Origin of the sequence: Streptomyces sp. NPDC014889 (genome assembly GCF_043081205.1) — a bacterium.
Lineage (GTDB): Bacteria > Actinomycetota > Actinomycetes > Streptomycetales > Streptomycetaceae > Streptomyces.
This window is the reverse complement of record NZ_JBIBWH010000010.1, coordinates 113,583-126,026: the sequence shown is the minus strand read 5'-3', so window position 1 is coordinate 126,026 and position 12,444 is coordinate 113,583. Positions and strand designations below refer to the sequence as shown.

The window sequence follows — 12,444 nt, the reverse complement described above, 5'->3', positions numbered from 1 at the left end:
GGTATCAGACCGCCCTCATCAGCAGGGTCGCGGCGACCAGGAGTGCCGCACCGCCGAACATCGAGACCGCGTAGGAGCGCGCGAAGCCGTTCTGCAGGCGGCGCATCCTCCCGGACAGGCCGCCGACCGAGGCCGCCGTGCCGTTGACGACTCCGTCGACCAGGGTGTGGTCGACGTAGACAAGGGACCGCGTGAGGTGCTCGCCGCCGCGGACCAGGACGACGTGGTTGAAGTCGTCCTGGAGCAGGTCCCGCCGGGCGGCCCGGGTGAGCAGCGACCCGCGCGGGGCGACGACCGGGACCGGCTTGCGGCCGTACTGCGCCCAGGCGATGGCCACGCCGATGACCAGGCACACCATCGTCGCGCCGGTGACCGTCCACGCGCTGAGCGGCGAGTTGCCCTCGCTGTGCCCGGTGACCGGCTCCAGCCAGTGCAGGAAGCGGTCGCCGATGCTGAAGAACGCGCCGCCCAGGACCGAGCCGACGGCCAGCACGATCATCGGGATCGTCATGGCCTTCGGCGACTCGTGCGGGTGCGGCTCGTTGCCGTTCCCCGCGGCGGAGCCGCTGTCGGACGCAGTGGGCTGCCAGCGCTTCTCGCCGAAGAACGTCATCAGCATCACGCGGGTCATGTAGAACGCCGTGATGGCCGCGCCCAGCAGGGCCGCGCCGCCGAGGATCCAGCCCTCGGTGCCGCCCTTGGCGAAGGCCGCCTCGATGATCTTGTCCTTGGAGAAGAAGCCGGACAGGCCCGGGAAGCCGATGATGGCGAGATAGCCGAGGCCGAAGGTGATGAAGGTGATCGGCATGTACTTGCGCAGACCGCCGTACTTGCGCATGTCGACCTCGTCGTTCATGCCGTGCATGACCGAACCGGCGCCGAGGAACAGGCCGGCCTTGAAGAAGCCGTGCGTCACCAGGTGCATGATCGCGAAGACGTAGCCGATGGGGCCGAGGCCCGCGGCCAGCACCATGTAACCGATCTGCGACATGGTCGAGCCGGCCAGCGCCTTCTTGATGTCGTCCTTCGCGCAACCGACGATCGCACCGAACAGGAGCGTGACCGCGCCGACGACGGTGACCACGAGCTGCGCGTTCGGCGCCGCGTTGAAGATCGCGGCGGAGCGGACGATGAGGTAGACGCCCGCCGTCACCATCGTCGCGGCGTGGATGAGGGCCGAGACCGGGGTCGGGCCCTCCATCGCGTCACCGAGCCAGGACTGCAGCGGCACCTGGGCGGACTTGCCGCAGGCCGCGAGCAGCAGCATCAGCGCGATGGCGGTGAGCTTGCCCTCGGAGGTGTCGCCGACGTGGCTGAACACCGGCCCGAAGGCGAAGGTGCCGAACGTCGCGAACATCAGCATGATCGCGATGGACAGGCCCATGTCGCCGACCCGGTTGACCAGGAAGGCCTTCTTCGCCGCGGTCGCCGCGCTGGGCTTGTGCTGCCAGAAGCCGATCAGCAGGTAGGAGGCGAGACCGACGCCCTCCCAGCCGACGTACAGCAGCAGGTAGTTGTCGGCGAGGACGAGCAGCAGCATCGCCGCGAGGAACAGGTTGAGGTAGCCGAAGAAGCGGCGGCGCCGCTCGTCGTGCTCCATGTACGCGACCGAGTACAGGTGGATCAGCGAGCCGACGCCGGTGATCAGCAGGACGAACGTCATCGACAACTGGTCGAGGCGGAACGTGATGTCCGCCTGGAAACCGGACACCGGGATCCAGCTGAACAGGTGCTGGGTCAGGGTCCGTTGGTCGGCACTCCGGCCGAGCAGGTCGGCGAAGAGGACCAGGCCGATCACGAAGGAGACGGCCGCGAGCAGGGTGCCGAGCCAGTGACCGACGGCGTCGAGCCGCCGGCCGCCGACCAGGAGGACGGCCGCTCCGAGCAGGGGCGCCGCGATCAGCAGCGCAATCAGGTTCTCCACGATTACTCCGACCCCTTACAGCTTCATCAGGCTGGCGTCGTCGACCGAGGCCGAGTGGCGGGAACGGAACACCGACACGATGATCGCGAGCCCGACCACGACCTCCGCTGCGGCGACGACCATCGTGAAGAACGCGATGATCTGACCGTCGAGGTTGCCGTGCATCCGGGAGAAGGTGACGAGCGCGAGGTTGCAGGCGTTCAGCATCAACTCGATGCACATGAAGACCACGATGGCGTTGCGCCGGATCAGCACGCCGGTGGCGCCGATCGTGAACAGCAGGGCGGCGAGGTAGAGGTAGTTCACAGGGTTCACTTCGACGCCTCCTCGGGCCGCTTGAAGGCCGTCGGCTCGATCTCGGTGCGCTCCAGGCGTTCCGTGGCGCGCTGCTCCAGTGCCTTGAGGTCGTTGAGTGCCTCGGCCGAGACGTCGCGGATCTGCCCGCGCTCGCGCAGCGTCTTGCTGACGGTGAGCTCGGACGGGGTGCCGTCGGGCAGCAGTCCGGCGATGTCCACGGCGTTGTGCCGGGCGTAGACGCCGGGCGCCGGCAGCGGCGGTACGTGCCGTCCCTCGCGCACGCGCTGCTCGGCCAGCTCGCGCTGGGTCCTGGCCCGCTCGGTGCGCTCCCGGTGGGTGAGCACCATGGCGCCGACCGTGGCCGTGATCAGCAGCGCGCCGGTGAGTTCGAAGGCGAAGACGTAGCGGGTGAAGAGGAGGGAGGCCAGGCCCTCCACGTTGCCGCCCGCGTTGGCCCTGCCGGTGCCGTTGAACTCCTTCAGGGAGGCGTGGGCGATGCCCGCGAACAGCAGGACGCCGAAGCCGAGCCCGCACAGCAGGGCCAGCCAGCGCTGGCCCTTGATGGTCTCCTTCAGGGAGTCCGCCGCGGTCACGCCGACGAGCATCACCACGAACAGGAACAGCATCATGATCGCGCCGGTGTAGACGACGATCTGCACGATGCCCAGGAAGTAGGCGCCGTTGGTGAGGTAGAACACCGCCAGCACGATCATGGTGGCGGCCAGGCACAGCGCGCTGTGCACGGCCCTCTTCATGAAGACGGTGCACAGTGCGCCGATCACCGCGACGGTGCCGAGCACCCAGAACTGGAAGGCCTCTCCGGTGGAGGTGGAGTAGGCGGCGAGCTGCGCGCTCATGCGTCCACCTCCTCGTCCTCGGCCGCGCCCGAAGGGCCTGCCATGTGACCCTGTTCGCCCTTGGAGACGGCGACCTGGCGCACCGTGCCCGGCGCGGCCTCCGTCACCAGGCCCCGGTAGTAGTCCTGCTCGTCCGTGCCCGGGTAGATGGCGTGCGGCGTGTCGACCATGCCCTCTTCAAGACCGGCGAGCAGCTGCTCCTTGGTGTAGATGAGGTTGGCGCGGCTGGAGTCGGCCAGTTCGAACTCGTTGGTCATCGTCAGCGCGCGCGTGGGGCACGCCTCGATGCACAGGCCGCACAGGATGCAGCGGGCGTAGTTGATCTGGTACACCCGCCCGTACCGCTCGCCCGGCGAGTAGCGCTCCTCGTCGGTGTTGTCGGCGCCCTCCACGTAGATGGCGTCGGCGGGGCAGGCCCAGGCGCACAGCTCGCAGCCGACGCACTTCTCCAGGCCGTCCGGATGGCGGTTGAGCTGGTGCCGTCCGTGGAAGCGCGGAGCCGTGGTCTTCTGCTGCTCCGGGTACTGCTCGGTCAGCCGCTTCTTGAACATGGCCTTGAAGGTCACGCCGAAGCCGGCCACGGGGTTCAGGAAACCGGGTTTGGTCTCCTTGGGCTCCTCAGCCATCGGACGCCTCCTTTCCATCCAGAGGTCCGTCACTGGCAGTGTCCGACCCGCCACTGACAATCAACTCCCGCTCGCGGCGCGAGCGGCGCCGCGGCACCGGCGGCAGCTCCTGCCCCGGCAGCGGCGGTACGGGGAATCCGCCGGCCATCGCGTCGAAGGCGGCCGGCCCGGCCTCCGGCTTCTCCTCGGTCTTCGTCCGCTCGCGGAACATGTCGACGACGAAGGACAGGACCAGCACCGTCAGCACCGCCCCGGCGACGTAGAGGGCGATGTCGGTGAAGCCGTAGTTCTCGTTGCGCAGGACCCGGACGGTCGCGACGAGCATCAGCCAGACCACGGAGACCGGGATCAGGACCTTCCAGCCGAGCTTCATGAGCTGGTCGTAGCGGACCCGCGGGAGCGTGCCGCGCAGCCAGATGAAGAAGAACAGCAGCAACTGGACCTTGATCACGAACCAGAGCAGCGGCCACCAGCCGTGGTTGGCGCCCTCCCAGAAGGTGCTGATCGGCCAGGGCGCCCGCCAGCCGCCCAGGAAGAGCGTGGTCGACACCGCGGAGACCGTCACCATGTTCACGTACTCGGCGAGCATGAACATCGCGAACTTGATCGACGAGTACTCGGTGTTGAAGCCGCCGACCAGGTCGCCCTCGGACTCCGGCATGTCGAACGGCGCGCGGTTGGTCTCCCCGACCATCGTGACGATGTAGAGGATGAACGACACCGGCAGCAGCAGGATGTACCAGCGGTCGTGCTGCTGCTCGACGATCGTCGACGTCGACATCGAGCCCGAGTACAGGAAGACCGAGGCGAACGCGGCGCCCATGGCGATCTCGTAGGAGATCATCTGCGCGCAGGAGCGCAGACCGCCCAGGAGCGGGTAGGTCGATCCGGAGCTCCAGCCCGCCAGCACGATGCCGTAGATGCCGACGGAGGCGACCGCGAGGATGTAGAGCATCGCGATCGGCAGGTCGGTCAGCTGCATCGCGGTGCGGTGACCGAAGATCGAGACCTCGTTGTTCGCCGGTCCGAAGGGGATCACGGCGATCGCCATGAAGGCCGGGATGGCCGCGACGATCGGCGCGAGGACATAGACCACCTTGTCCGCGCGCTTGACGACGACGTCCTCCTTGAGCATCAGCTTCACACCGTCGGCGAGCGACTGGAGCATGCCCCAGGGCCCGTTCCGGTTGGGGCCGATGCGCAGCTGCATCCAGGCGACGACCTTGCGCTCCCAGACGATGGAGAACAGCACCGTCACCATCAGGAAGGCGAAGCAGAACACCGCCTTGACGACGACCAGCCACCAGGGATCGGTGCCGAACATCGACAGGTTCTCAGCGGCGAGGTACGGGCTCATGCCTCCACCTCCTTGGGGGCCTCGGTCGAGGACGTCGCCGGGCCGATGCGGACGAGGGAGCCGGGCAGCGCCCCCGTGTCGGAGGCGACGCCCCCGCCGACGGAGTTCAGCGGGAGCCACACCACCCGGTCGGGCATCTCGGTGATCTCCAGCGGAAGTTCGACCGTTCCGGCGGGACCGGTCACGGCGAGCACGGCGGAGTCCGCGACGCCCGCCTCGGCGGCCGTGGCGGCCGACACGCGTGCGCGTGCGGCGTGCCGGGTCCCGGCGAGCGCGTCGTCGCCCTCCTGGAGGACACCCTGGTCGAGCAGCAGCCGGTGCCCGGCGAGCAGGGCCTCCCCGGCGGCCGGGCGCGGCGCCGGGTCGGCGCTCTGCACCGGGTCCGCGGCGCGCGGTCCGGTCCAGGCACCCAGCCGGTCGAGCTCCGCACGCACGGTCCGCAGGTCCGGCAGACCCAGGTGGACGTCCATGGCGTCGGCCAGCATCTGCAGCACGCGCGCGTCGGTGGGCGACAGGGTGCGCGTCATCTGCTCCGGCTTGAGCGCGGCCTCGAAGAGGCGGACCCTGCCCTCCCAGTTGAGGAAGGTGCCGGCCTTCTCGGCGACGGCGGCGACGGGCAGGACCACGTCCGCGTGCTCGGTGACCTCGCTGGGCCGCAGTTCGAGCGACACCACGAAACCCGCCTCGGACAGGGCCGCACGCGCGCGTGCCGGATCGGGCAGGTCAGCGACCTCCACACCGGCGACGAGCAGTGCCTGGAGCCGGCCCGAGGCCACGGCCTCGATGATCTGTCCGGTGTCGCGGCCGTAGCTGTGCGGGAGTTCGGCGACGCCCCAGAGCGCGGCGACCTCCTCCCGCGCGCGCGGGTCGGTGGCCGGGCGCCCGCCCGGCAGCAGCGACGGCAGCGCGCCGGCCTCGACCGCGCCGCGCTCACCGGCCCGGCGCGGGATCCACACCAGCTGTGCGCCGGTCGCGGCGGAGGCCCGTACGGCGGCGGTCAGGCCGCCGGCGACCGAGGCGAGCCGCTCGCCTACGACGATGACCGCGCCCTCACCACGCAGGGCCTCGGCGGCCCGGGTGCCGTCGTCCTGAAGTCCGACGCCGCCCGCCAGCGCGTCCAGCCACTCGTTCTCGGTGCCCGGCGCGGCGGGCAGCAGGGTGCCGCCCGCCTTTTCCAGACCCCGCGTGGCGTGCGTGGCCAGCGCGAACACCTTCTGTCCGTGCCCCCGCCAGGCCTTGCGCAGCCGGAGGAAGACGCCGGGCGCCTCCTCCTCGGACTCGAACCCGACGAGCAGCACGGCGGGCGCCTTCTCCAGCGCGGTGTACGTGACACCGCTGCCGTCGAGGTCGCGGCCGCGTCCGGCGATCCGGGCGGCGAGGAAGTCGGCCTCCTCACCGCTGTGCACGCGCGCGCGGAAGTCGATGTCGTTGGTGTCCAGCGCCACGCGCGCGAACTTGCTGTACGCGTAGGCGTCCTCGACGGTGAGCCGGCCGCCGGTGAGGACACCGGTCCGCCCGCGCGAGGCGAGCAGGCCCTGGGCGGCGATCTCCAGCGCCTCCGGCCAGGACGCCGGCACCAGCTCGCCCTCGGGGTTGCGGACCAGGGGCGTGGTGAGCCGGTCCTTCATCTGTGCGTACCGGAACGCGAAGCGCCCTTTGTCGCACATCCACTCCTCGTTGACCTCGGGGTCGTTGGCGGCGAGCCGCCGCATGACCTTGCCGCGCCGGTGGTCGGTGCGGGTGGCGCAGCCGCCCGAGCAGTGCTCGCACACCGACGGCGAGGAGACCAGGTCGAAGGGGCGGGAGCGGAAGCGGTACGCCGCCGACGTGAGCGCCCCGACCGGGCAGATCTGGATGGTGTTGCCGGAGAAGTACGACTCGAAGGGGTCGCCCTCGCCGGTGCCGACCTGCTGGAGCGCGCCGCGCTCGATCAGCTCGATCATCGGGTCGCCGGCGATCTGGTTGGAGAACCGGGTGCAGCGGGCGCACAGGACGCACCGTTCCCGGTCGAGCAGCACCTGTGTGGAGATCGGCACGGGCTTCTCGTAGGTCCGCTTCTTTCCTTCGAAGCGGGACTCGGAGTTGCCGTGCGACATGGCCTGGTTCTGCAGCGGGCACTCGCCGCCCTTGTCGCAGACCGGGCAGTCCAGCGGGTGGTTGATGAGCAGCAGCTCCATCACGCCGTGCTGGGCCTTCTCGGCGACCGGCGAGGTGAGCTGGGTCCTGACGACCATCCCGTCGGTGCAGGTGATCGTGCAGGAGGCCATCGGCTTGCGCTGGCCCTCCACCTCGACGATGCACTGGCGGCAGGCGCCGGCCGGGTCGAGCAGCGGGTGGTCGCAGAACCGGGGGATCTCGATGCCGAGCTGTTCGGCGGCCCGGATGACCAGGGTGCCCTTGGGCACGCTGATCTCGGCGCCGTCGATCGTCAGCGTCACGAGGTCTTCCGGCGGGACCGCCGCCTCTCCCCCGCCCGCGGGAGCGTTCGTGGTCACAGTCACGGGTTCACCTCCGTGCGATCGGCCCATGCCGTGGACTTGGCCGGGTCGAAGGGGCAGCCCCGGCCCGTGATGTGCTGCTCGTACTCCTCGCGGAAGTACTTCAGGGAGGAGAAGATCGGGGAGGCGGCACCGTCACCGAGGGCGCAGAAGGACTTGCCGTTGATGTTGTCGGCGATGTCGTTCAGCTTGTCGAGGTCGGACATCGCGCCCTTGCCGGCCTCGATGTCCCGCATCAACTGCACGAGCCAGTACGTTCCTTCACGGCACGGCGTGCACTTGCCGCAGGACTCGTGGGCGTAGAACTCGGTCCACCGGGTCACGGCCCGCACCACGCAGGTGGTCTCGTCGAAGCACTGGAGGGCCTTGGTGCCGAGCATCGAGCCCGCGGCGCCCACGCCCTCGTAGTCGAGCGGGACGTCGAGGTGCTCGTCGGTGAACATCGGCGTCGAGGAGCCGCCCGGCGTCCAGAACTTCAGCCGGTGCCCGGGCCGCATTCCGCCGCTCATGTCGAGGAGCTGACGCAGCGTGATGCCGAGCGGGGCCTCGTACTGGCCGGGGCTCGCGACATGGCCGCTGAGCGAGTAGAGCGTGAAGCCCGGGGACTTCTCGCTGCCCATCGACCTGAACCAGTCCTTGCCGTTGTTCAGGATCGCGGGAACCGACGCGATGGACTCGACGTTGTTCACCACAGTGGGGCACGCGTAGAGGCCCGCGACGGCAGGGAAGGGAGGACGCAGCCGCGGTTGGCCACGGCGGCCTTCGAGCGAGTCCAGCAGCGCGGTCTCCTCACCGCAGATGTACGCGCCGGCGCCGGCGTGGACGGTGAGTTCGAGGTCGAGGCCGCTGCCCAGGATGTTCTCGCCGAGGTAGCCGGCCGCGTAGGCCTCGCGTACGGCCTCGTGCAACCGCCGCAGTACGGGGACGACTTCGCCCCGCAGGTAGATGAAGGCGTGCGACGACCTGATGGCGTAGCACGCGATGACGATGCCCTCGATGAGGCTGTGCGGGTTCGCGAAGAGGAGCGGGATGTCCTTGCAGGTCCCGGGCTCCGATTCGTCGGCGTTGACAACAAGATAGTGCGGTTTGCCATCGCCCTGGGGAATGAACTGCCACTTCATTCCCGTCGGGAACCCGGCGCCGCCGCGGCCGCGCAGACCGGAGTCCTTGACGTACGCGATCACGTCGTCCGGCGACATGGCGAGCGCTTTGCGCAGTCCTTCGTACCCGTCGTGCCTCCGGTACACGTCCATCGTCCAGGACCTGTCCTCGTCCCAGAAGGCCGACAGCACGGGTACGAGCAGCTTCTCGGGGCTGCTCTCTCCCCCACCCTCGAATCCGCTCGGGCGGGCGGTGCCCCCATCCTCGGGTGCCAAGGTCATCCCTCCCCCTCCTCTCCGACAGGTCCCGCCGGGTGGGACGGATCGGATGCCGAAGTGTCCTGCGGCGCGTCGTGCGAGCTCAGGTGCTCGGTCGGCGACGGCTGGTGCACGGCGTCCTGCGGGCCGCCATCACGCGGGTGGACCACGCGCGGGGGTGCGGCCTCTCCCTTGGCCAGGCGGAGGCCCACCAGCGAGGCGGGTCCCGCGCTGCCGCCGGACTCCGTCGCGCCTTCGCGCTCGTCGGGGAAGCCGGCCAGGATCCGGGCGGTCTCCTTGAACGTGCACAGGGGCGCGCCGCGCGTGGGTGTCACCGGCCGTCCCGCGCGCAGGTCGTCGACCAGGCGCTTCATGCTCGCCGGGGTCTGGTTGTCGAAGAACTCCCAGTTGACCATCACGACCGGCGCGTAGTCGCAGGCCGCGTTGCACTCGATGTGCTCCAGGGTGACCTTGCCGTCGTCGGTGGTCTCGCCGTTGCCGACGCCGAGGTGCTCCTGAAGGGCCTCGAAGATGGCGTCGCCGCCCATCACGGCGCACAGGGTGTTGGTGCAGACGCCCACCTGGTAGTCGCCGGACGGCTTGCGCCGGTACATGGTGTAGAAGGTGGCGACCGCGGTGACCTCGGCCGTGGTCAGGCCGAGCACGTCCGCGCAGAACCGCATCCCGGTGCGCGTGACGTGTCCCTCCTCCGACTGCACCAGGTGCAGCAGCGGCAGAAGGGCGGACCGGGAGTCCGGGTAGCGGTCGATGATCTCGCGCGCGTCCCGCTCGAGCCGGTTGCGGACGTCGTCCGGGTAGTCGGGCGCGGGCAGTTCGGGCATGCCCAGGCTGACGCCCTGCTCCTTGGAACTGGTGGTCACCGGTCGACGCCTCCCATCACGGGGTCGATGGACGCGACGGCGACGATGACGTCGGCGACCTGGCCGCCCTCGCACATCGCCGCCATCGCCTGAAGGTTGGTGAAGGACGGGTCCCGGAAGTGGACCCGGTACGGGCGGGTGCCTCCGTCGGAGACGACGTGCACCCCGAGTTCGCCCTTGGGCGACTCGACCGCCGCGTAGGCCTGTCCCGGCGGGACCCGGAAGCCCTCGGTGACCAGCTTGAAGTGGTGGATCAGGGCCTCCATGGAGGTGCCCATGATCTTCTTGATGTGGTCGAGGGAGTTGCCGAGTCCATCCGGTCCCAGGGCGAGCTGGGCGGGCCAGGCGATCTTCTTGTCGGCGACCATGACCGGGCCCGGCTCCAGCCGGTCCAGGCACTGCTCGACGATCCTGAGCGACTGGCGCATCTCCTCCAGGCGGATCAGGAAGCGGCCGTAGGAGTCGCAGGTGTCGGCGGTCGGGATGTCGAAGTCGTACGTCTCGTAACCGCAGTAGGGCTGGGTCTTGCGCAGGTCGTGCGGCAGGCCGGTGGAGCGCAGGATCGGGCCGGTGGCGCCGAGCGCCATGCAGCCGGCCAGGTCGAGGTAGCCGACGTCCTGCATACGGGCCTTGAAGATGGGGTTCCCGGTGGCGAGCTTGTCGTACTCCGGGAGGTTCTTCGTCATCTTCTTCACGAACTCGCGGATCTGGTCCACCGCGCCGGGCGGCAGGTCCTGGGCGAGTCCGCCGGGCCGGATGTACGCGTGGTTCATCCGCAGGCCGGTGATGAGCTCGTAGAGGTCGAGAATCATTTCACGATCACGGAATCCGTAGATCATGATCGTGGTGGCGCCCAGCTCCATGCCGCCGGTGGCGATGCACACCAGGTGGGAGGAGAGCCGGTTCAGCTCCATCAGGAGCACCCGGATGATCTTGGCGCGTTCGGTGATCTGGTCCTCGATGCCGAGGAGTTTCTCGACGGCGAGGCAGTAGGCGGTCTCGTTGAAGAAGGACGTCAGGTAGTCCATGCGCGTGACGAAGGTGGTGCCCTGCGTCCACGTGCGGTACTCGAGGTTCTTCTCGATGCCGGTGTGCAGATAGCCGATGCCGCAGCGGGCCTCGGTGACCGTCTCGCCGTCGATCTCCAGGATCAGCCGGAGCACGCCGTGGGTGGACGGGTGCTGGGGGCCCATGTTGACGACGATGCGCTCGTCGTCGGCGCGGGCCGCGGACCGGGCGACCTCGTCCCAGTCGCCACCGGTGACCGTGTAGACGGTGCCCTCGGTGGTCTCGCGCGCGGAGGCGGACGGGGTGTGCGTGCTCATGAGTACGACCTCCGCTGGTCCGGAGCCGGGATCTGGGCGCCCTTGTACTCGACGGGGATGCCGCCGAGGGGATAGTCCTTGCGCTGCGGATGGCCCTGCCAGTCGTCCGGCATCATGATCCGCGTCAGGGCCGGGTGGCCGTCGAAGACGATCCCGAAGAAGTCGTAGGTCTCGCGCTCGTGCCAGTCGTTGGTCGGGTAGACGGAGACCAGCGACGGGATGTGCGGGTCGGCGTCGGGGGCGCTGACCTCCAGGCGGACCAGCCGGTTGTGGGTGATCGAGCGCAGGTGGTACACGGCGTGCAGCTCGCGGCCCTTGTCCTGCGGGTAGTGGACGCCGCTGACGCCGGTGCACAGCTCGAAGCGCAGGGCGGGGTCGTCGCGCAGGGTGCGGGCGACGCGCACCAGGTGCTCGCGCTCGATGTGGAAGGTCAGTTCGCCGCGGTCGACGATCGTCTTCTCGATCGCGTTCTCCGGGAGGAGGCCCTGTTCCTCCAGCGCGCCCTCGAGTTCGTCGGCGATCTCGTCGAAGGCTCCGCCGGGGCCGCCGTAGGGGCGGGTCGCCGGGCCCGGAAGCCGGACCGAGCGGACCAGCCCGCCGTAGCCGGAGGTGTCGCCGCCGTTGTTGGCGCCGAACATGCCGCGCTGGACGCGGATCTCCTCGCCGCCCTGGCCGCGCTGGCCGGGGAGGTTGTCGGCGGACAGGTCCTTCTCGGGGTTCACCCCGTTCGAGGACCCGTTCACGTCCTTGCCGTGTCCGTCGCTCATCGCAGCAGCCCCTTCATCTCGATCGTGGGCAGGGCCTTGAGCGCGGCCTCCTCCGCCTCGCGGGCGGCCTCCTCGGCGTTCACGCCGAGCTTGGTGGACTGGATCTTCTGGTGCAGCTTGAGGATCGCGTCCATCAGCATCTCGGGCCGCGGCGGACATCCCGGCAGGTAGATGTCGACCGGGACGATGTGGTCGACGCCCTGGACGATCGCGTAGTTGTTGAACATGCCGCCCGAGGAGGCGCACACGCCCATCGAGATCACCCACTTGGGGTTGGGCATCTGGTCGTAGACCTGCCTGAGGACCGGCGCCATCTTCTGGCTGACCCGGCCGGCCACGATCATCAGGTCCGCCTGACGGGGCGAACCGCGGAAGACCTCCATGCCGAAGCGCGCCAGGTCGTAGCGGCCGGCGCCGGTGGTCATCATCTCGATCGCGCAGCAGGCGAGGCCGAAGGTGGCCGGAAAGACGGACGCCTTGCGCACCCAGCCCGCGGCCTGCTCGACGGTGGTCAGCAGGAAGCCGCTCGGCAGCTTTTCTTCGAGTCCCATGTC

General features: G+C 69.5%; 11 protein-coding genes. All 11 read right to left on the bottom strand.

Going from position 1 to position 12,444, the window contains the following annotated elements; all coding sequences use genetic code 11:
• Positions 1-4: 4 nt before the first annotated feature.
• From nuoL to ACF09J_RS21295, 11 genes are read right to left on the bottom strand one after another with little or no spacing between them, the layout of a single operon-like run.
• Positions 5-1,924 carry an NADH-quinone oxidoreductase subunit L gene (nuoL, locus tag ACF09J_RS21345; protein WP_392307027.1) on the bottom strand — a complete coding sequence of 640 codons (1,920 nt, stop codon included), beginning with the start codon at positions 1,922-1,924 and terminating at the stop codon, positions 5-7.
• Between the two features lie 15 nt (positions 1,925-1,939).
• The gene (nuoK, locus tag ACF09J_RS21340) at positions 1,940-2,239 is read right to left on the bottom strand and encodes an NADH-quinone oxidoreductase subunit NuoK (RefSeq protein ID WP_100569676.1); all 300 of its coding nucleotides are present in this window, start codon (positions 2,237-2,239) and stop codon (positions 1,940-1,942) included.
• Positions 2,236-3,078 carry an NADH-quinone oxidoreductase subunit J gene (locus ACF09J_RS21335; protein WP_392307026.1) on the bottom strand — a complete coding sequence of 281 codons (843 nt, stop codon included), beginning with the start codon at positions 3,076-3,078 and terminating at the stop codon, positions 2,236-2,238. Before ACF09J_RS21335 ends, nuoK begins: the two co-directional genes overlap by 4 nt.
• On the bottom strand, positions 3,075-3,704 hold the full coding sequence (gene nuoI / locus ACF09J_RS21330) for an NADH-quinone oxidoreductase subunit NuoI (RefSeq protein ID WP_392307025.1): 630 nt from the start codon (positions 3,702-3,704) through the stop codon (positions 3,075-3,077). The genes ACF09J_RS21335 and nuoI overlap by 4 nt, the downstream gene beginning before the upstream one ends.
• Entirely contained in the window at positions 3,697-5,061 is a 1,365-nt protein-coding gene (gene nuoH / locus ACF09J_RS21325; RefSeq protein WP_392307024.1) for an NADH-quinone oxidoreductase subunit NuoH, read from the bottom strand. Before nuoH ends, nuoI begins: the two co-directional genes overlap by 8 nt.
• Positions 5,058-7,562 carry an NADH-quinone oxidoreductase subunit G gene (locus ACF09J_RS21320; RefSeq protein ID WP_392307023.1) on the bottom strand — a complete coding sequence of 835 codons (2,505 nt, stop codon included), beginning with the start codon at positions 7,560-7,562 and terminating at the stop codon, positions 5,058-5,060. Before ACF09J_RS21320 ends, nuoH begins: the two co-directional genes overlap by 4 nt.
• The gene (gene nuoF / locus ACF09J_RS21315) at positions 7,559-8,941 is read right to left on the bottom strand and encodes an NADH-quinone oxidoreductase subunit NuoF (protein WP_392307022.1); all 1,383 of its coding nucleotides are present in this window, start codon (positions 8,939-8,941) and stop codon (positions 7,559-7,561) included. The genes ACF09J_RS21320 and nuoF overlap by 4 nt, the downstream gene beginning before the upstream one ends.
• A complete protein-coding gene (nuoE, locus tag ACF09J_RS21310) occupies positions 8,938-9,798 on the bottom strand; it encodes an NADH-quinone oxidoreductase subunit NuoE (RefSeq protein WP_392307021.1) in 861 nt (286 codons plus the stop codon). The genes nuoF and nuoE overlap by 4 nt, the downstream gene beginning before the upstream one ends.
• Positions 9,795-11,123, bottom strand: a complete 1,329-nt coding sequence (locus ACF09J_RS21305; RefSeq protein ID WP_392307020.1) for an NADH-quinone oxidoreductase subunit D — start codon at positions 11,121-11,123, stop codon at positions 9,795-9,797. The genes nuoE and ACF09J_RS21305 overlap by 4 nt, the downstream gene beginning before the upstream one ends.
• On the bottom strand, positions 11,120-11,890 hold the full coding sequence (locus ACF09J_RS21300; RefSeq protein WP_392307019.1) for an NADH-quinone oxidoreductase subunit C: 771 nt from the start codon (positions 11,888-11,890) through the stop codon (positions 11,120-11,122). Before ACF09J_RS21300 ends, ACF09J_RS21305 begins: the two co-directional genes overlap by 4 nt.
• Positions 11,887-12,441 (bottom strand): NADH-quinone oxidoreductase subunit B family protein, encoded by a 555-nt coding sequence (locus tag ACF09J_RS21295; protein WP_009190037.1) that lies wholly within the window; start codon positions 12,439-12,441, stop codon positions 11,887-11,889. Before ACF09J_RS21295 ends, ACF09J_RS21300 begins: the two co-directional genes overlap by 4 nt.
• Positions 12,442-12,444 lie beyond the last annotated feature (3 nt).